Annotated in this window: 19 protein-coding genes and 1 riboswitch; of the genes, 6 read left to right on the forward strand and 13 right to left on the reverse strand. The window is 72.7% G+C overall.

All coding sequences use genetic code 11. From position 1 onward, the window contains the following. Positions 1-214: 214 nt before the first annotated feature. The 3 genes from AB0367_RS30875 to AB0367_RS30885 are packed head-to-tail and all read left to right on the forward strand — an operon-like array spanning position 215 to position 5,030. Positions 215-1,249: a MoxR family ATPase gene (locus AB0367_RS30875; protein WP_366229992.1), complete on the forward strand. Its 1,035-nt coding sequence runs from the start codon at positions 215-217 to the stop codon at positions 1,247-1,249. Between the two features lie 2 nt (positions 1,250-1,251). Next, positions 1,252-2,550, forward strand: coding sequence for a DUF58 domain-containing protein (locus AB0367_RS30880; protein ID WP_366229993.1), 1,299 nt, complete (start codon positions 1,252-1,254; stop codon positions 2,548-2,550). Next, positions 2,547-5,030 (forward strand): DUF3488 and transglutaminase-like domain-containing protein, encoded by a 2,484-nt coding sequence (locus tag AB0367_RS30885; RefSeq protein ID WP_366229994.1) that lies wholly within the window; start codon positions 2,547-2,549, stop codon positions 5,028-5,030. Before AB0367_RS30880 ends, AB0367_RS30885 begins: the two co-directional genes overlap by 4 nt. 65 nt (positions 5,031-5,095) lie before the next feature. Here AB0367_RS30885 and AB0367_RS30890 read toward each other — a convergent pair whose 3' ends face one another. The 12 genes from AB0367_RS30890 to thiE form a co-directional block, all read right to left on the reverse strand. After that, the gene (locus tag AB0367_RS30890) at positions 5,096-5,242 is read right to left on the reverse strand and encodes a hypothetical protein (RefSeq protein ID WP_366229995.1); all 147 of its coding nucleotides are present in this window, start codon (positions 5,240-5,242) and stop codon (positions 5,096-5,098) included. Between the two features lie 407 nt (positions 5,243-5,649). Next, positions 5,650-6,033 carry a DUF3040 domain-containing protein gene (locus AB0367_RS30895; RefSeq protein WP_366229996.1) on the reverse strand — a complete coding sequence of 128 codons (384 nt, stop codon included), beginning with the start codon at positions 6,031-6,033 and terminating at the stop codon, positions 5,650-5,652. 146 nt (positions 6,034-6,179) lie between these two features. After that, entirely contained in the window at positions 6,180-7,493 is a 1,314-nt protein-coding gene (locus AB0367_RS30900) for a DNA polymerase IV (protein ID WP_366229997.1), read from the reverse strand. 59 nt (positions 7,494-7,552) lie between these two features. Continuing rightward, positions 7,553-8,701 (reverse strand): nucleotide pyrophosphatase/phosphodiesterase family protein, encoded by a 1,149-nt coding sequence (locus AB0367_RS30905; protein ID WP_366229998.1) that lies wholly within the window; start codon positions 8,699-8,701, stop codon positions 7,553-7,555. A gap of 10 nt (positions 8,702-8,711) precedes the next feature. Further along, a complete protein-coding gene (locus AB0367_RS30910) occupies positions 8,712-9,428 on the reverse strand; it encodes a methyltransferase domain-containing protein (protein ID WP_366229999.1) in 717 nt (238 codons plus the stop codon). Between the two features lie 3 nt (positions 9,429-9,431). Next, positions 9,432-11,012: a phosphomethylpyrimidine synthase ThiC gene (thiC, locus tag AB0367_RS30915; protein ID WP_366230000.1), complete on the reverse strand. Its 1,581-nt coding sequence runs from the start codon at positions 11,010-11,012 to the stop codon at positions 9,432-9,434. A gap of 72 nt (positions 11,013-11,084) precedes the next feature. Further along, positions 11,085-11,915: a bifunctional hydroxymethylpyrimidine kinase/phosphomethylpyrimidine kinase gene (gene thiD / locus AB0367_RS30920; protein ID WP_366230001.1), complete on the reverse strand. Its 831-nt coding sequence runs from the start codon at positions 11,913-11,915 to the stop codon at positions 11,085-11,087. Further along, positions 11,912-12,451, reverse strand: coding sequence for a thiamine phosphate synthase (locus AB0367_RS30925; protein ID WP_366230002.1), 540 nt, complete (start codon positions 12,449-12,451; stop codon positions 11,912-11,914). Before AB0367_RS30925 ends, thiD begins: the two co-directional genes overlap by 4 nt. Continuing rightward, a complete protein-coding gene (locus AB0367_RS30930) occupies positions 12,445-13,218 on the reverse strand; it encodes a thiazole synthase (protein WP_366230003.1) in 774 nt (257 codons plus the stop codon). The genes AB0367_RS30925 and AB0367_RS30930 overlap by 7 nt, the downstream gene beginning before the upstream one ends. Further along, a complete protein-coding gene (thiS, locus tag AB0367_RS30935) occupies positions 13,211-13,414 on the reverse strand; it encodes a sulfur carrier protein ThiS (protein WP_366230047.1) in 204 nt (67 codons plus the stop codon). Before thiS ends, AB0367_RS30930 begins: the two co-directional genes overlap by 8 nt. Further along, positions 13,413-13,523: riboswitch (TPP riboswitch) on the reverse strand. (Overlaps the previous gene by 2 nt.) Before the next feature lie 24 nt (positions 13,524-13,547). Continuing rightward, positions 13,548-14,636: a glycine oxidase ThiO gene (gene thiO, locus AB0367_RS30940; protein WP_366230048.1), complete on the reverse strand. Its 1,089-nt coding sequence runs from the start codon at positions 14,634-14,636 to the stop codon at positions 13,548-13,550. Positions 14,637-14,638: 2 nt separating this feature from the next. Next, positions 14,639-15,247, reverse strand: coding sequence for a thiamine phosphate synthase (thiE, locus tag AB0367_RS30945; protein WP_366230004.1), 609 nt, complete (start codon positions 15,245-15,247; stop codon positions 14,639-14,641). A 17-nt stretch (positions 15,248-15,264) separates the two neighbouring features. Here thiE and AB0367_RS30950 point away from each other — a divergent pair, with 17 nt between their 5' ends. Further along, positions 15,265-16,239, forward strand: coding sequence for an aldo/keto reductase (locus tag AB0367_RS30950; RefSeq protein ID WP_366230005.1), 975 nt, complete (start codon positions 15,265-15,267; stop codon positions 16,237-16,239). Positions 16,240-16,299: 60 nt separating this feature from the next. Here the strand turns inward: AB0367_RS30950 and AB0367_RS30955 are convergent, their stop codons facing one another. Beyond that, complete coding sequence (locus AB0367_RS30955; protein ID WP_366230006.1) at positions 16,300-16,761, reverse strand: hypothetical protein; 462 nt, start codon at positions 16,759-16,761, stop codon at positions 16,300-16,302. A 179-nt stretch (positions 16,762-16,940) separates the two neighbouring features. Here AB0367_RS30955 and AB0367_RS30960 point away from each other — a divergent pair, with 179 nt between their 5' ends. Both AB0367_RS30960 and AB0367_RS30965 read left to right on the forward strand, forming a co-directional pair. Continuing rightward, positions 16,941-17,306: a hypothetical protein gene (locus tag AB0367_RS30960; protein ID WP_366230007.1), complete on the forward strand. Its 366-nt coding sequence runs from the start codon at positions 16,941-16,943 to the stop codon at positions 17,304-17,306. Next, entirely contained in the window at positions 17,299-17,769 is a 471-nt protein-coding gene (locus tag AB0367_RS30965) for a hypothetical protein (protein WP_366230008.1), read from the forward strand. Before AB0367_RS30960 ends, AB0367_RS30965 begins: the two co-directional genes overlap by 8 nt. Positions 17,770-17,785: the final 16 nt, after the last annotated feature.

The raw sequence follows: 17,785 nt of genomic DNA on the forward strand, positions 1-17,785 counted from the left end.
GTGGGTACGACCGGGCGTTCGAGAAAGTCGCCGACGAGCCGGGCGGGATGTCCGCAATGACGGAATCCCGTCCGGCGCCGTGTCAATTCCCCGGCTAGCCTGAGGGGAAACGACGGCTCGGTGCGATCCGATGACAACGTTTTCGCGCAACCGAGCGGTTCACCTGTGGGTCTTACACCTAACGGTGGCCACGGCACGATCATGAGGAGGCCAGTTGACCAGGCACCGCACGTTCGAGGAACTCGGAGCGCCGCTACCCGCTCCCGAGTTCCGCGCCGCGACCGATGCGATCGTCGCCAACATCGAACAGGTCATCGAGGGCAAGACCGCCACCGTGCGGCTGGCCCTGGCCGTCCTGCTCGCCGAGGGTCACCTCCTCATCGAAGACGTTCCCGGCGTGGGCAAGACCAAGCTCGCCAAGGCCCTCGCGCGGTCGATCGACTGCTCGGTGCGGCGCATCCAGTTCACGCCCGACCTGCTGCCCAGCGACGTCACCGGCGTCAGCGTCTACAACCAGGAGACGCGCGACTTCGAGTTCAAGCCGGGCGCGGTGTTCGCCAACGTCGTCGTCGGCGACGAGATCAACCGGGCCTCACCGAAGACCCAGTCGGCGCTGCTGGAGAGCATGGAGGAGCGGCAGGTCACCGTCGACGGCGCGACCTACCCGCTCCAGGTTCCGTTCATCGTCATCGCCACGCAGAACCCGATCGAGATGGAGGGCACCTACCCGCTGCCCGAGGCACAGCGCGACCGGTTCACCGCCCGGATCGCGATGGGCTATCCGGACATGGGTGCGGAACTCGCGATGCTCGACGTGCACGGCCGTCACGACGCCCTCGACGACCTCGCCCCGGTCTCTGACGCGATCACGATCCGCCGGATGATCGCCACGGTCCGCGACGTGCACGTCGCCGACGCGGTGAAGCAGTATGCGGTCAACATCGTCACCGCCACGCGCGAGTCCGGCGAGCTGCGCCTCGGTGCCTCGCCCCGCGCCACGCTGCAGCTGCTTCGCACCGCCCGCGCCGTCGCCGCCATCGAGGGCCGCGAGTTCGTGCTCCCCGACGACCTGCAGGCGCTCGCCGTTCCGGTGCTCGCGCACCGGGTCATCCCCACGGCCGAGGCGCAGCTGTCCCGCCGGACCACCGACGCGATCATCGCCGAGCTCGTGCACCGCCTGCCGCTGCCGGCCGACCGCCAGCAGCGCTCGCCGTTCGACACGCGGCCGCAGCAGTACGGGGGCCGCTGAACATGCGAGAGGCGCTGCGGGGGCTCACCACCCGGGGTCGTAGCTTCCTGGCCGCCGCCGCAGCGGCCCTCCTCGCCGCCCTGATCCTCGGCGAGCGCGACCTGCTCCGCGTGGCGATCCTGCTCGCCGCGCTGCCGTTGCTGTCCGCGGCGTATGTCGGGCGGACCCGCTACCGCCTGTCGTGCAGCCGCACCCTCGACCCGCACCGCGTCCAGGTCGGCGCGAGCGCGCGGGTCATCCTGCGCCTGCAGAACCTGTCCCGGCTGCCCACCGGCACGATGCTGCTGGAGGACCGGCTGCCCTACGCGCTGGGCAGCCGGCCACGCCTGGTGCTGGAGAAGCTGGGCGCTCAGCAGGCCAGCTCGGTCGCCTACACGGTGCGCGCCGACGTGCGCGGCCGCTATGAGGTCGGCCCGCTGGTCGTGCGGCTGACCGACCCGTTCGGCCTGTGCGAGCTGACCCGGGCGTTCCCGTCGGTCGACCGGCTCACCGTCATCCCGCAGGTCGTGCCGCTGCCCTCGGTGCGCCTGGCCGGCGAGTTCGCCGGGTCGGGCGAGAGCCGCGCCCGGTCGGTTGCCGTGCACGGCGAGGACGACGCCGCCACCCGGGAGTATCGCTACGGCGACGACCTGCGCCGGGTGCACTGGCGCTCCACCGCCCGCACCGGCGAGCTGATGGTCCGCCGCGAGGAGCAGCCCTGGGAGAGCAAGGCCACGGTCGTGCTCGACACCCGCGCCGCCGCCCACCGCGGCGAGGGCCCCACGGCGAGCTTCGAGTGGGCCGTCTCCGCGGCCGCGAGCATCGCGGTGCACCTGCGCCACGCCGGATACAAGATGCGCCTCGTGACCGACGCCGGCGTGGACGTCGACGCGACCGAGATCGACGGCGACGGCCCGCTGCTCGACCAGCTCGCCGACGTGCGGCTGGCCCAGCGCGGCGACATCGGCAGGCTCATCGAGCGGGTCCGCCGGCGCAGCGACGGCGGCCTGATCATCGGGATCTTCGGCCTGCTGTCCTCGGCCGAGGCCGAGCTGCTCGCCTCGTTCCGCTCCAACAACGCGACCTGCGTCGCGCTGTTCATCGACTCCTCGACGTGGCTCAATCTGCCGACGGCCGCGCGCGAGGAGGCCGACCGGGCGCACAGCGTCGCCGCGCTCGCGCTGCTGCGCAGCGGGTGGCGGGTCGTGGAGGTGCCGCACGGGGCCAAGCTGTCCGCGCTGTGGCCGCAGACCGGGCGGGGTTCGCAGGGTTTCGCCTGGCGGGCCGCGTCCGCGGAGAGCGTCGCTGGAGGAGTCCGGTGAACCAACGCAAGCACCTGACGCTGATCGCGGCCGGTTCGGCATTCCTGGCGTCGCTGCCGCTGGTCAACGTCTTCGAGCAGTACACGTGGGCGTTTCGGGCGTTGCTGGTCGTCGCCGTCATGTGCGGCGTCGGGCTGCTGGTGCGCAGCCTCCGGGCTCCGGTGTGGGCGCCGACCGCGGCGATGGCCGCGTCCGCGCTGCTCGCCCTGACCTGGCTGTACCGCAGCCACGAGGAGTATCTCGGCATCCTGCCCTCGCCGGGCACGTTCGTGCACTTCGGGCAGCTGCTGCGCACGGCGTCGGCGGAGATGAGCGAATACGCCACCCCGGTCGGCGACCGGGACGGGTTCCTCTTCCTGGCCACGCTCGGCGTCGCCGCCGTCGCGCTGGTCGTCGACCTGTTCGCCGTCGTCGTGCGCAAGCCCGCGCTGGCCGGCCTGCCGATGCTGGCCATCTACTCGGTGCCGGTCACGGTCGACACCGAGAGCACCAGCTGGCTGCCGTTCGCGCTCGGCGCCATCGGCTTCCTGTGGCTGCTCGTCACCGACAACGTCGACCGGGTGCGCCGCTTCGGCCGCCGCTTCACCGGCGACGGGCGCGACGTGGACCAGTGGGAGCCGTCCCCGCTCGCCGCGGCCGGCCAGCGGCTCGGCGCGCTGAGCGTCCTCGCCGCGGTGCTCGTGCCGCTGGTGCCGTTCGCGATGCCGGGCGGGCTCCTCAGCAGCCTCGGCGCGGGCGCGGGCGGCGGCGGCGCCGGGGTCGGCAACGGCCACAACGGCAAGTCGGTGAGCATGTTCGCGCTGCTGTCCGGGCAGCTCAACCGCACCAAGTCCTTCGAGATGCTCAAGGTCACCGACATCGACGACGAGCACCCGTTCTACCTGCGCTTCAACGTGCTCGAGGAGCTCTCCGCCAAGGGCTTCAGCGCCAAGCCGATCGCCGGCGGCGCGCCCGTGGGCAACGGCTTCGGCCGGCCCGAGTGGGACCCGGGTGTGAAGGCTTCCGTGCACCAGGCCCGCATCGAGGTCACCAACGAGCTCGCGATCAACTACCTGCCGATCTACACCTGGCCCACCAAGATCGACAAGGTCAGCAACAGCTGGGCGTTCGACCCCAGGACCGCCGTCGTGTACTCCGGCAAGGAGACGACGGCCAAGAAGTCCTACAACGTCACCTACCTGCGGCCCGAGATCACCCCCGAACAGCTGCGCAACGCCGCCCCGGTCAACGCCAACGACCCGCAGCTCAAGGACCTCGCCATCGCGCCGGCCAACGCCGTGGTCAAGACGAAGGTCGAGGAGCTCATCAAGGGCAAGACGAACCAGTACGACCGGGTCAAGGCGATCTACGACTCCTTCTCGCCGAGCCACGGGTTCACCTACGACACGACCACCGGCGCAGACACCAGCGGCACGAAGATCGCCGACTTCCTGCTGAACAAGCGGGGGTACTGCGCGCAGTACGCCGCGGCCTTCGGCTGGCTGCTGCGGGAGGCGAAGATCCCGGCGCGGGTCGCGTTCGGCTTCGCCCGAGGCGGCAACAGGTCGGGCAAGACGATGACGATGACCAACTTCAACCTGCACGCGTGGACCGAGGTGTACTTCCCAGGCTTCGGCTGGCTGCCGTTCGACGCGACCCCGTCGACGGCGATCGGTGGCTCGGTGCAGACCTCATACCTGCCGACGGCGGACACCGCGGCCGGCAACGACGACCCCGACCGGCCCGGCAACAACCCGCGCGCGCCCTCGTCGTCGGAGTCCGCGGCGCCGGCGACCGCCGACACGCACGACAACCCGGGCGACACCGGCGGCCAGACCGAGGGCGGGGACCTCAGCCTCACGGCGCGCGTGCTCGGCGCCGTGACCAGCCCCCTGGGCATCACCCTCTTCAGCGTCGCCCTGCTGGCCCTGGTCCTGGCCACGCCGGCCGTCGCCCGCGCGCGCACCCGCCGGCGCCGGCTGACGCTCGGCCCGGCCGGCACGCCCGTGCCGGGCGACGGCCCGGCGATGGTCGTCGTGCCGAGCGACGAACGCTCGTCCGTCGCCGCCCGCGCCGACGCACACCGCGCCTGGGACGAGCTCATCGACACGATGATCGACTACCGCGTCCCGATCGTCGACGCCGAGACCCCACGCGCCACGATCGACCGCCTCGTCACGAAGGCGCGTCTGCGCGACAAGGCCGAGGCCGGCGCGCGGCTGCTCGGCACCGTCGAGGAGCACGCCCGGTATGCTCGCGAGCCGCTCACGGGCCGCGAGCTGCGCTCGGCGCTCTCCGCGGTCGAGTCGTCGTTCGCCGCGAGCGCGACCCGCAAGGTCCAGCTCCTGGCGAAGTTCCTGCCGCCGTCGGTCATGCGCCGCTGGCGCACGGGCCTCAGTGCGCGCTCGAACGCCCTGTCGCTGGCCCTGGGCCGTGGCTGGGACTCGCTGATGCGCGCCCTGAGCCTGCGCCGCATCGTGACTCGCCGCGCCGGCCGCTGATTCGCTCCGCCAACACTGGGGGACGCTCCGTGCGGAGCGTCCCCCAGCTTTTACCACTCGCTTTCTCACCACTGCGCCTCCTGCGACGTCCGGGCGAGGCCGCCGGCCGGGCGTCGACCCATGACGGCCGAGACCTGACGGGCCGCCCGGACCTCGATCGCGCCAAGATCGCCGTGCCTCGGATCGGTCGTGTTCCGGGCGATGCGCCGCATGTCAGCCGCGCTCCATCGACCGCGTCGCGAACCCGGCGTTCGGACGCACGGCAGGCCCAGGAACCTGGCCGGGGCAAGACGCTGCGGCACAATGCGAGGACGCCGAAGGACAAGCCACGGCAGAACCCGGCGACGCTACAGAACGAGCCGCGCGGCGGAACGCGGCATGGCCGGGCGGTGAAGCCGCAGAACGAGACACCGCAGAACCAGCGACACGGTGCAGAGCGAGGCGTGCGGCGGGAGCAGCGACGCCGCGGGCGAGGCATGCGGCGGGGCATTCCGGCGAGTGCGCTGCGGGAAGGGTGCCACGGTCAGGGATCAGCGGCGTGCGGCTGGACCCGGGCTCGCGGGCAGGCTGTACCCACTCGTCGGCCACCCCGCACCGGGTGGCCGACGGGATCGGAGGCCTAGAGGTCGCCCTCCGGGCGGCGGCGCCAACGCTCCTCAAGTCGGTCCACCAGGCCGCCGCGGCGCTGGCGGGTGCGGCGCGAGGCCGTGCCGCCGACGGCGTGCAGGTCGACGCTCTGGCCGCGGCGATATGCCTGGACGCCGAACGCGAGGGCGCACAGCATGACCAGGAAACCGCCCACGCCCAGGAGTGGGATGCGAATTGCCACGCCGTAGACGAGCAGCGCCATGCCGGCCAGCAGCAGGATCCCTGCGGCGATCATCCGGCGCTTGGCATGGAACCGCGGGTCGGTGGCGCGCACCGCCGAAGCGAACTTTGGATCCTCGGCTAGCGACCGCTCGATCTGCTCGAACAGCCGCTGCTCGTGTTCCGAGAGCGGCACGGCACTCCTCCCCGGTCGCGAAGGCCGGCCCTGGAGGGACCGGCGGTCCGGCACAGCCGGACGGCTGCGTACTGGCAAGTTTACGAGGGGGTCAACCAGTCGGAAAGCGGGACGTTGGTCCGGCCGTGGCGATTTTCCGACGAGTGTCACTCGTATGTCCTTCCATTGTGTCGCCTCCGAGACTCTCCTGCCCGTTCCCCCGCCGGTGTGGCTCCGTTTCCGTCAGTGCGCATTCCGTCACCGCGCAGCAGGCTGGCGGGCTTGACGAGGCCGGTGCCGAACCGCGCGGCGACGGCGTCGGCGGCCCGCTCGGCATCGCGCCAGCCGTGATCACGCTCACCCAGTGTCATCTGCCGGGGCGTGCCGTCGGCGTGGACGAGGCCCTCGACACGCACGCCGATCAGCCGGATGCGCTCGCCCAGGCGCGCCGCCTGGAACAGCGCCCAGCCGATCTCGAAGATCTCGCGACTGACGTCGGTGGGCACGTCTACGGTGCGTGACCGGCTGAGCGTCTGGAAGTCGGCCAGCCTGATCTTCACCGAGACGGTGCGCCCGGCCTGGCCGGCGGCGCGGAGGCGCCGGGCGACCTTGCCCGACAGCGCCAGCATCGTCCGTCGGATGGTGGACAGGTCGCTCACGTCGACGTCGAACGTCGTCTCGGCGCCGATCGACTTCTCGACGTGGTCGGGAATCACCCGTCGGGGGTCGCGCGCCCAGGACAGCTCGTGCAGGTGGTGGGCGGCGGCGGCGCCCACCGCGGCGCGCAGCATGCCCACCGGCGCGCATGCCAGGTCGCCGATGCTTCTGAGCCCGAGCCGCTGGAGGGTCTCGGCGGTGCGCTCGCCGACGCCCCACAGCGCCTCGACGGGCAGCGGGTGCAGGTATTCCAGCTCGCGCTCGCGCGGGATCACCACCATCCCGTCGGGCTTGGCCCGGGTCGAGCCGAGCTTCGCCAGGAACTTGGTCGTGGCCACCCCGACCGAGCAGGTGAGCCGCTGTTCCCCCGCGACCCGCCGGCGGATCAGCGCGGCGATCTCGGCTGGGCGCCCGAGCAGCCTGCGCGCGCCGGCCACGTCGAGGAACGCCTCGTCGAGCGAGAGCGGCTCGACGAGCGGCGTCACGTCCCGGAAGATCGACATCACGGCGCGGGACGCCTCGGTGTAAGCGGCGAAGTCCGGCGGCAGGAAGACCGCGTGCGGGCACAGCCGCTGCGCACGCGTGCCCGGCATCGCGCTGCGCACGCCATACTCGCGCGCCTCGTAGCTGGCCGCCGACACCACGCCGCGCGGCCCGGCCCCGCCGACGATGACCGGCTTGCCGCGCAGCTCGGGCCGGCGCCGGATCTCCACCGACGCGTAGAACGCGTCCATGTCGACGTGCAGCACCGTGCAGCCGGTGTCGTCGGCGTCGGGCCCGAACTCCCCGGCGCCTCCACGTGGTACAACCTGACTTCGCCCCACACCGCGAACCTTAGCGGGACCCTCTGACAAAAACCGTCGCGATGAGACGGGCGGGCCGATCAGCGGCGGACGATCAGCAGCGGGATCTCCATCTCCGCGGCGGTGTTCGAGCCGTGGTACGCGATCATGTCGCTCAGGATGGGCGGCTCGTGCGCGCTCGCCAGCACCACCCACCGCTCCCGGCACACCACGACCACGTCGCCGATGCGGGAGAGGTGGGAGTCCGGAACCGGGCCGAACCAGCCCGTGGCCACGGCCTCGTCGCGGGTCGCCACCCAGGCGCCGTCGCCCAGGAGCCCGCGCCACGCGGACAGGACGTCCTGCTGCGCGCCGGGGACGGTGTGCAGGTAGCGCACACGCGGCTCGCCGGCGACGATCGCCACACCGTCGGTGAGGCGCGGGTCGCGGTCCAGGTCGATGCGGCGGTCGACGGGGATGTCCAGCTGGCCGTGGTCGGCGGTGACGATGAGGGCCGCATCCGGCGGCAGGCCGCCGATCAGGCGGGCGAGCAGGCGGTCCGCGTCGGCGGCGGCCGTGCTCCACTGCGCGCTGCCGATGCCGAAATAGTGACCGGCGCGGTCCACGTCCGGCAGATAGCCGTAGACCAGACGCGAGTCCGGCAGGGCGGCCAGCATCTCGGCGGCGATGGCGTCGGCGGCCACGCCGGGGCCGAAGCGCGCGCCGCGATAGGCCGAGCGGGTCAGGCCGCTGCCGTTGAAGGCCGGGTTGGTGACCACCATCGGGTCGAGGCCGGCCTCCTGGGCGCGGGTGAACGCGGTCGGCAGCGGCTGCCAGTCGGCCGGGTCGGGCTCGTCGGTCCAGGAGAGGTGGTTGACGACGCGGTCGGTGCCGGGCCGGTTGAGCGTGAAGCCGACGATCCCGTGACGTCCTGGAGCGGCACCGGTGCCGAGGGTGACCAGACTGACCGGGGTGGTCGACGGGAAGCCGGCGGTGATCGCCCGGGCGGTGCCGAGGCGGCCGCCCGCGATGTCGGCGATCGTCGGGGCGTGCGGCGCGGCCGTGGCCAGCTGGTGCCAGCCCAGGCCGTCGATCAGGACGACGGCGATCCTGCGCACGCCGTCGAGGAGCGGCGCGAGGCCGAGCGGGTCGGGCTCGCCGGGCACGCCGAGCGCGTGCAGCACGCTGGGCATGACGTCGGCGAGGCTGCCGCGGCCGTACCGCGGCCGCACGCTCGACAGCGGGTCCATCAGCGGCCCGTCACGAACGGCGGGCCAGCAGGTGCAACTGGGTGGCGATGTCACGGTATGGCGGCGTGCCCGCCAGGACCAGCTCGAACGCGGCCAGCGCCTCCGGCTCGCTCTCGGCCACGGTGCCGGGGACGAGGTCGGCGACGACGCGCACGCCGTGGACCTGCTCGACCGCGAGACCGCACTCGTCGAGCAGCGCGGTGGCGGTCTCGGCGCTGTAGCGCCGGCGGAGCCGGTCGCGGGCGTCGCCCCCGCCGTCGGGGCTGGCCACCAGCAACGCGGCGGCCGCGATGTGGCCGCTGATGGCCCGGGCGAGCACGGCCGCGGCCAGGCTGGCCACGACCACGCTGGCCGCGCCGCCGGGACGCAGGGTCCCGGCGAGCGCGGCGACGACCTTGTGCGGGTCGTCCACGACCTCGAGCAGGCTGTGGCAGAGCACCAGGTCGACGCTCTCCGGCGCGATCAGGTCGGCCAGCCCGTCGCCGTCGCCCTGCACGGCCCGCACCCGCTCGCCCACGCCGGCCTCGGCGGCCCGCCGGATCAGCGCGGCGAGCGCGTCGGGGCTCGCGTCCACGACCGTCACGATGTGGCCGGCCTGCGCCAGCGGTACGGCGAACCCGCCCGTGCCGCCGCCGACGTCGAGGATGTTCAGCGACCGGTCGGCCCGGGCAAGCTCGTGACGCAACACCTGCCAGATCACCGCGGTGCGGGGCGCAGAAGACTCCACGAACTAGACCTTAGACTCCGCCCCGGTCTGCGCCGACTCCACCGTCGCGACGAGTGGCAGGTACACCTGGCTACCCGCCGCCGTGAACTCATCCGATTTCTGGCGCATGCCCAGCTCCGCGTACTCGCGCAGGTCCTGGCTGATCCGCATGGAACAGAACTTCGGGCCGCACATCGAGCAGAAGTGCGCGGTCTTGGCCGGGGCGGCCGGCAGCGTCTCGTCGTGATACGCCCGCGCCGTGTCGGGGTCCATGGCGAGGTTGAACTGGTCCTCCCAGCGGAACTCGAAGCGGGCCTTGGACAGCGCGTCGTCCCACGCCTGCGCGCCCGGATGGCCCTTGGCGAGGTCGGCCGCGTGGGCCGCGATCTTGTACGCGATGACGCCGGCCTTCACGTCGTCGCGGTCGGGCAGGCCGAGGTGCTCCTTCGGGGTGACGTAGCACAGCATCGCGGTGCCGTACATGGCGATCATCGCCGCGCCGATGGCGGACGTGATGTGGTCGTAGGCGGGCGCGACGTCGGTGGTCAGCGGGCCGAGCGTGTAGAAGGGCGCCTCGTGGCACCACTCCTTCTGCAGGTCCACGTTCTCCTTGATCTTGTGCATGGGCACGTGGCCGGGGCCCTCGATCATGACCTGGACGTCGTGCTCCCAGGCGATCCGCGTCAGCTCGCCGAGGGTGCGCAGCTCGGCCAGCTGAGCTTCGTCGTTGGCGTCGGCGATGGAGCCGGGGCGCAGGCCGTCGCCGAGGGAGAAGGCCACGTCGTAGCGGGCGAGGATCTCGCAGAGCTCGGCGAAGTTGGTGTACAGGAAGTTCTCCTCGTGGTGCGCCAGGCACCAGGCGGCCATGATCGATCCGCCGCGCGACACGATGCCGGTGACCCGCTTGACGGTCAGCGGCACGTACTGCAGCAGCACGCCCGCGTGCACCGTCATGTAGTCGACGCCCTGCTCGGCCTGCTCGATGATCGTGTCGCGGTAGGCCTCCCAGGTCAGCCGCACCGGGTCGCCGCCGACCTTCTCCAGCGCCTGGTAGAGCGGCACGGTGCCGATCGGGACCGGGGAGTTGCGGATGATCGCCTCACGGGTGGCGTGGATGTGCTTGCCGGTCGAGAGGTCCATGACGGTGTCGGCGCCCCAGCGGGTCGCCCAGGTGAGCTTGGCGACCTCCTCCGCCACGCTGGAGGACACGGCGCTGGTACCGATGTTGGCGTTGACCTTCACCAGGAACCGCGACCCGATGATCATCGGCTCGCTCTCCGGGTGGTTGACGTTGTTGGGCAGGATGGCCCGGCCGGCCGCGATCTCGTCGCGCACCAGCTCCGGCTCGACGCCCTCGCGGATCGCCACGAACTCCATCTCCGGGGTGACGACGCCCCGGCGGGCGTAGTACAGCTGGGTCCGCTCGGTGGGCCCGCGCTCGGCGATCCACGGCGCGCGCAGCGCCGGCAGCCCGGACGGCGGGTCGTTGAGCGGGCCCGACGTGTCGTAGAGGCGGACCGGCGGGTTGTCCCCGGTCAGCTCGACCTCGGCGAACGGCACGCGAAGGTCGGGGCGGGAACCGGCGACATGCACCTTGCGTTTCATGGGCGCTCCTCCTGGAAAAGGGCACGGCGGGGCGGACCCCTGGGAACGCAGGGGTCCGAAATGCTCGGAATATTAGGAAAATTGGCCCCATGCGAGCGGGCCGTGGCCCGCCCCGAGGGACCAGCCCGCGGAGCGGACCAGCGCGTCGTGGACGTAGGACTTGGCGCCCGCCAGCGCGTCGGCGAGCGAGTCGCCGCGGGAGAGCCGGGCGGCGGTGGCGGCGGCGAAGGTGCAGCCGGTGCCGTGGTTGTTCGTGGTGGCGATCCAGGGCGCGGTCAGCAGCGACACCTGGCCGTCGAGCCACACCGCGTCGACGGCCTCCGCACTACCGCGCAGGTGACCGCCCTTGACCACGACGCAGCGCGGCCCGTAGGCAGCCAGGTCGGCGGCCGCCTTGACCGCGTCGTCGGCGTCGAGCACCTCCCGGCCGAGCAGCACCGACGCCTCGCGCAGGTTGGGCGTGACGACGGCGGCGTGCGGGAAGAGCAGATCGAGGTACGCGCGCTCGGCGTCGGCGGTAAACAGCCGGTCGCCCGAGGACGCCACCAGGACCGGGTCGACGACCAGGGCGGGCAGGCGCGGGGCAAACCGCGCGACGAGGGCGACCGTCTCCGGCGTGGCGAGCATGCCGGTCTTGACGGCCGCGACGGGCAGGTCGTCGAGCACGGCCTCCAGCTGGGCGGCGACGAAGCCGGAGTCCACCGCGGAGATGCCCCGCACCCCGACGGTGTTCTGGGCGGTCAGCGCGGTGATCACGCTGGTGCCGAACACCCCGTGCGCGGCGAACGTCTTGAGATCGGCCTGGATGCCGGCCCCGCCGCCCGAGTCCGAGCCGGCGATGGTCAGCGCGACGGACGGGTTCGTGTCCGGCCGCGTGAACGAATGCTGAGCCACTCCACTCATGCGTACAGCAGCTCCTTCACGAGCCGGGCCGGGTCCTCGGCGCGCATGACCGCGCCCATCACCGCGACGCCCGCCGCGCCCTCGTCGAGGCAGTCACGCACCCGCGCGGGGGTGTCCACGCCGCCCAGCGCGTACACCGGGATCGGCACGGCGAGGGCCATGCGCGCGAGGGCGGCCAGGCCCAGTGGCGGGCCGTATCCAGGCTTGGAGCGGGTCGGGAAGATCGGCGAGAGCGTGGCGTAGGCGACGGTGTCGTCCGCGGCGGCGGCGCAGAGCGAGTCGAGGTCGTGGCACTTGCGCAGGGCCGGGTCCTCCTCCAGCAGCAGCCTTCCGCCGACCGCGTCGAGCGCGGCGCGCAGGTCGGCGGCGAGCTTGAGGCGCCGCCGCCGCGGGAGGTCGTGCTCGCGCAGGACCACGACCCGCGCCCCGCCGTCGGCGGCCATCGCGATCAGCTCCGGCAGCGGGCGCCGGGCCTGCTGGCGGTCGGTGAAGACGATGAGGCCGGGCTCCGCTGCGGCCTCATCGGGCGCTACCACGGCATACCTCCGGTCGGGCTGGACGCGGTCGCGTGCAGGCGGCGGGGGATCCGGCCGGCGAGATGCGCCAGCCGCCCGGCCCGCACCGCCAGGCGCATCGCCTCGGCCATGCGCGCCGGGTGCTCGGCCCGGGTGACCGCGGTGGCGAGCAGCACGCCGTCGCAGCCGAGCTCCATGGCCAGCGCGGCGTCGGAGGCGGTGCCGATGCCGGCGTCGAGGATCACCGGGACGGTGACCTTCTGCCGGATCAGCGCGATGTTGTGCGGGTTGCGGATGCCCATCCCGGAGCCGATCGGCGCGCCGAGGGGCATGACCACGGCGCACCCGGCGTCGGCCAGGCGCTGGGCCAGGATCGGGTCGTCCGAGGTGTACGGCAGGACGACGAACCCGTCGGCGACCAGCTCCGCGGCCGCGGCGACCAGCTCGACCCCGTCCGGCAGCAGGGTGTCCTCGTCGCCGATGACCTCGAGTTTGACCCACGCGGTGCCGAACGCCTCCCGCGCCAGGTGGGCGAGCTTCACCGCCTCGGTCGCCGTGTAGCACCCGGCGGTGTTGGGCAGGACCCGCACGCCGCAGCGCTCGATGACGCCGAGCAGCGACGGCGCGGCCGGGTCGAGCCGGCGCAGGGCGACGGTGACCATGGCGGTGCCGCTGGCGCGGATCGCGGCCTCGAGCGCGGCGTGGCTGGTGGCTCCCCCGGTGCCGAGGACCAGCCGCGAGGGCAGCTCGATGCCGTCGATGACTAGGACGTCGAGGTCGTCAGCCACCCTGCACCGCCGTCAGCACCTCGATGTGGTCGCCGTCGGCGGGGCGGGTGTCCGCCCAGCGCGACCTCGGCACCACGTCACCGTTGAGGGCGACGGCGATCCCGCGCGGATCGTCTCCGGCGAGCGCACGCACGACGTCGGCGACAGTGGTGTCGTCGTCGACGGTCGATGCGACGGCATTGACCACAAGATGCATAAGGCTCACTCCTGCCTCCCTGCGCCGGCATGATCCGGATCAGGTTCGACGGTCGGGGGCTGACAGCCCCCCTCTCAGCCCGGTCGCACCGGACTCCCGTGGGGTACGCCTCGACCATAACGCCGACGCCGGGTCAGGTAAAGCGCGCCACCCCGAACGCGTCGACATCAACAGTGGTAGAGCCGTCGAGGACCAGGTCGGCGAGCACCGCGGCGGTGACCGGCGCCAGGAGCACGCCGTGGCGGTAGTGCCCGGTGGCCACCAGGGTCCGCGCGCCGGGCGGGCCGCCGGGGAGTGGGCCAAGGACCGGGGCGTTGTCCGGCGTGCCGGGACGCAGTCCGGCCAGGGTCTCGGCCAGGGCCAGCTCGGCCACGCCGGGCAGCAGGTCGGCGGCCGGGCGGAGCAGGTCGAGCACGCCGCCGGCAGTGACCGTGGTGTCCGTGCCGCGCTCCTCCTCGGTCGCGCCGACGACCAGTTCACCGTCGGCGCGCGGCACGAGATACACGTGCCGGCCCGCCGCCACGCCGCGAATCACGTGCCGGACCAGGGGCTCCGCGCCGCGCAGCCGCAGCATCTGACCCTTCACCGGGCGCACGGGCAGGCCGGTCAGCGACGCCGACCCGACGCCGTTCGCGACGATGATCACATCGTCCCGTACTGTGGAAAGGTCATCGATCTTCTGCGATGCGAACCGCAGCGGCAGGCCCCGCAGGGCGCCCAGCAGCAACCGCGGGTCGGCCTGGTGGTCGCCGGGAGCGAACGCGCCGCCGCGCACCCGCGGGGACAGCAGCGGCTCCCGCTCGCGCAGCTGGCGGCCGGTGAGCGGCTCGATCGGCGTCCCGGCGCGCCGGTAGTAGCCGACGAGCCGGTCGATCTCGGCCTGGTCGTCCGCGGTGAGCGCGACCAGCAGCGTGCCCTCCGTGCGGTAGCCGATCGGCCGCCCGGTGCGCTCCCGCAGCCGGGCGGCGAAGGCGGGCCAGCGGCGCATCGACTCGAGCATCAGCGCCTGCAGGGCCTCCTCGCCGAAGACCGCCTCGGCGGCGGGGGCGAGCATGCCGGCCGCGACCAGCCCGGCGCCGCGCGTGGGGTCGGGGTCGTAGACGGTGATGTCGTGCTCGCCCCGCTCGAGCAGCTCGAAGGCGATGGCGAGCCCGATGACCCCGCCCCCGATGATGCCGATGGTCGGGCGACCGGTTGTGCGGCGGCTGGTTGTGCGATGCATGCTCACGCGACGAACTCCGCGGCGGCGGCGAACGGGTCCGGCGCGCCGCTGACCGCGCCCACCACGGCGACCGCGTGCGCGCCCGCCGCGAACAGGTCGGCGGCCCGCGCCGCGGTGACCCCGCCGATCGCGACGACCGGCACCTCGACCGCCTCGGCGACCGCGCGTATCCCGGCCGGGCCGATCGCCGCCGGCAGCCCGGACTTCGTCACGGTCGCGAACGCCGGCCCGACCCCGAGGTAGGAGGCCCCGTCGGCGACCGCGCGCCGGGCCGAGCGCGGGTCGCGAGCGGTCGCGCCGAGGATCGCGGCGGGCCCGAGGATCCGCCGGGCCGCGGCCACGGGCAGGTCGTCGGCGCCGACGTGCCCGCCATCGGCGCCCGCGGCGAGCGCGATGTGCAGCCGGTCGTTGACCAGGCAGGTGCGGCCGAGCTCGCGGCACATGGCCAGCACGCGCACGGTCAGCTCGTAGGCCTCCCGGTCGGTGACGGCGTCTTCGGGCCGCACCTGTATGACGTCGAAGCCCGCCCGCAGCGCCGCGGCCACCACGTCCAAGGTGTTGCGGCCGGGCCGGGTGTCGGTGACAAGATGGAGTCGTCCGAGGCTGTGCACCGCGATAGCTTTTCAGAATGAAGCAGGTACGACTGGGCCGGACTGGCCTTCAGGTCTCCGAAATCTGTCTCGGCATGATGAGCTACGGCTCGTCCGCCTGGCGCGACTGGGTGCTCGACGAGGACGCCGCTGACCCGTTCGTGCGGCGCGCGGTCGAGGCCGGAATCACGTTCTTCGACACCGCCGACGTGTATTCGCTCGGCGAGAGTGAGCGGGTCACCGGGCGGCTGCTGGCGCGGTATTTCGCCCGCCGCGACGACTACGTGCTGGCCACGAAGGTGCACGGCCGGATGAGCGACGCGCCCAACGACGGCGGCCTGTCCCGCAAGCACATCCTCGCCGGCATCGACGAGTCGCTGCGCCGGCTGGGCACCGACCACGTGGACCTCTACCAGATCCACCGCTGGGACCCGCACACCCCGATCGAGGAGACGATGGAGGCCCTGCACGACGTCGTGCGGGCGGGCAAGGCCCGTTACATCGGGGCGTCGAGCATGTATGCCTGGCAGTTCTCCAAGGCGCAGCACGTGGCCCGCACGCACGGCTGGACCCCGTTCTCGTCGATGCAGAACCATTACAACCTGATCTACCGCGAGGAGGAGCGCGAGATGCTTCCGCTGTGCGAGGACCAGGGCGTCGGCGTCATCCCGTGGAGCCCCCTGGCCCGCGGCCTGCTGGCCGGCAATCGCGGCCGCGGCGGCGAGCGACGCACCACCCGCGCCAACAACGACCCGTTCAGCGACATGTACACCGACGACGACTTCGCGGTCGTGGACGTCAACGCCGAGGTGGCCGCCGAGCGCGGTGTCTCCCCGGCTCAGGTCGCGCTGGCCTGGCTGCTCTCCCGCCCTGCGGTGACCGCCCCGATCATCGGCGCGACGAAGCTGCCCCACCTGCAGGACGCGATCGCCGCCACCGAGCTGGCCCTGGACGAGAAGGAGATCGAGCGCCTGGAGGCCCCGTACGTGCCCCACTCCATCCTGGGCCACTGACCCGCGGCATGCGAAAGGGCCCGGCCGAGCGGCCGGGCCCTGCGTGGTTCGTGCGGGGTGTCAGTTGGAGGCGACGCCGAGGTGGCCCTCGCCACCCTGGAAGTGGGTGCCCTCGGCGAAGGCGGTGTCGAAGCGCTGCTGCAGGGCTTCGATCTCACCGAAGTTCGCCTGGTGGGCGTGCTCGCTACCCTCGGCGCCGGCGACGTGGTCGTCGACCTCGGCGCTGTGGCTGTAGTTGGTGAAGTCGTCCGCCTGGTAGTGCACCGAGGCCGGCTGGTCGAACTCGACGTGGTGGCCCGTCGAGAAGTTGGTCGACTCCGCCGCGTGGTGGTCCTGCTCGTACTGACCGAACTGGCTGTTGTGGTCGGCCTCCGAGCCCTGGGCCTGGTGCAGCTGGTCGAGGCCGGCGTGCTCCTGACCCGCCGCGTAGTGGCCGTAGTCGACGTTGCTGTCGTGGCCGCCGTCGTAGCTGTCGTGGCCGCCGTCGTAGCCGCTGTCGCCGGCGTCGAAGTCGTCGCTCATGTTGTCCCCTTGGTCGTCGGTGCGTTGCGAAAAACGGTAAGGCCACCGTCGCGCCGAAGAATCCCGGAATCATGCCAGTGGCGGGTAGCCGACAGAAGCGCACCGATCTCGCGGCGGCGAGCGCGTCACCTGGGTAGGCACGACGAGCGGTCCGGGGCCGGCCGGATACGCTGTCGGCCGTGATCGGGCCGCTGGCAGTCGCCATCCACGTGCTGTCGCTCGCGCTCGCCGCCTGGGCGTTCGCCGAGTTCTTCCGGCACCGGGAGCCGACCCGGCCGCTCTTCGCCGGCCTCGGCGTGGTCGAGGTGCTCGTGCTCGTTCAGGTCGTCGTCCTCGTGGTCCATCTCGCCGGTGGCCAGGGCCCGTCGGCCGGCGGCGACCAGGTCACGCTCGTCGGGTACCTGCTCACCGCGGCCCTGCTCCCCCCGGCCGGCGCGGTGCTCGCCCGCATGGAGCCCACGCGGTGGGGCTCCCTGCTCATCGGCGCGGCCGCGCTCATCGTGCCGGTGCTCATCCTGCGACTCGGACAGATCTGGAATGGCTGAATCGACCCCGCAAGCCCCGAAGGGCGCACAAGGCTCGCAAGCACGGCCCCTCAACAAGGGCCCCGGGCGCGTCCTGGTGGCCGTCTACGGGGTCTTCGCCCTCTCCGCCGGCGCCCGCGCGAGCGTGCAGATCGCCACGAAGTTCCACGAGGCGCCGCTGGCCTACACCCTGTCCGCCCTGGCCGCGCTCGTGTACCTCGTGGCGACCGTCGCGCTGGCCCGCTCCGGCGCGCGCTCCCGGCGCATCGCACTGGCGGCGGTCGGGTTCGAGCTCGTCGGCGTGCTCGCCGTGGGCATGGCCAGCCTGCTGGACAAGCACGCGTTCCCGGAGGCCACCGTCTGGTCGGACTTCGGCCAGGGGTACGGATACGTGCCGCTGGTCCTGCCATTCGTCGGACTGTTCTGGCTTTGGCACACCTCCCGACGCGAACCCGTCGCCGAGGCGACTGCGCCGAGGGATTGATCTGCCCCACTATGCA

Origin of the sequence: Dactylosporangium sp. NPDC051484, assembly GCF_040689395.1 — a bacterium.
GTDB lineage: Bacteria > Actinomycetota > Actinomycetes > Mycobacteriales > Micromonosporaceae > Dactylosporangium.

What these genes read in the sequence shown, in the direction of transcription:
- AB0367_RS30880 (WP_366229993.1), top strand. Translation starts at nt 1,252, where the DNA reads ATGCGAGAGGCGCTGCGGGGGCTCACCACCCGGGGTCGTAGCTTCCTG.
- thiD (WP_366230001.1), bottom strand. Translation starts at nt 11,915, where the DNA reads ATGAGTGGAGTGGCTCAGCATTCGTTCACGCGGCCGGACACGAACCCG.
- AB0367_RS30890 (WP_366229995.1), bottom strand. Translation starts at nt 5,242, where the DNA reads ATGCGGCGCATCGCCCGGAACACGACCGATCCGAGGCACGGCGATCTT.
- thiS (WP_366230047.1), bottom strand. Translation starts at nt 13,414, where the DNA reads ATGCATCTTGTGGTCAATGCCGTCGCATCGACCGTCGACGACGACACC.
- AB0367_RS30965 (WP_366230008.1), top strand. Translation starts at nt 17,299, where the DNA reads ATGGCTGAATCGACCCCGCAAGCCCCGAAGGGCGCACAAGGCTCGCAA.
- thiO (WP_366230048.1), bottom strand. Translation starts at nt 14,636, where the DNA reads ATGCATCGCACAACCAGCCGCCGCACAACCGGTCGCCCGACCATCGGC.
- AB0367_RS30950 (WP_366230005.1), top strand. Translation starts at nt 15,265, where the DNA reads ATGAAGCAGGTACGACTGGGCCGGACTGGCCTTCAGGTCTCCGAAATC.
- AB0367_RS30955 (WP_366230006.1), bottom strand. Translation starts at nt 16,761, where the DNA reads ATGAGCGACGACTTCGACGCCGGCGACAGCGGCTACGACGGCGGCCAC.
- AB0367_RS30905 (WP_366229998.1), bottom strand. Translation starts at nt 8,701, where the DNA reads ATGGACCCGCTGTCGAGCGTGCGGCCGCGGTACGGCCGCGGCAGCCTC.
- thiC (WP_366230000.1), bottom strand. Translation starts at nt 11,012, where the DNA reads ATGAAACGCAAGGTGCATGTCGCCGGTTCCCGCCCCGACCTTCGCGTG.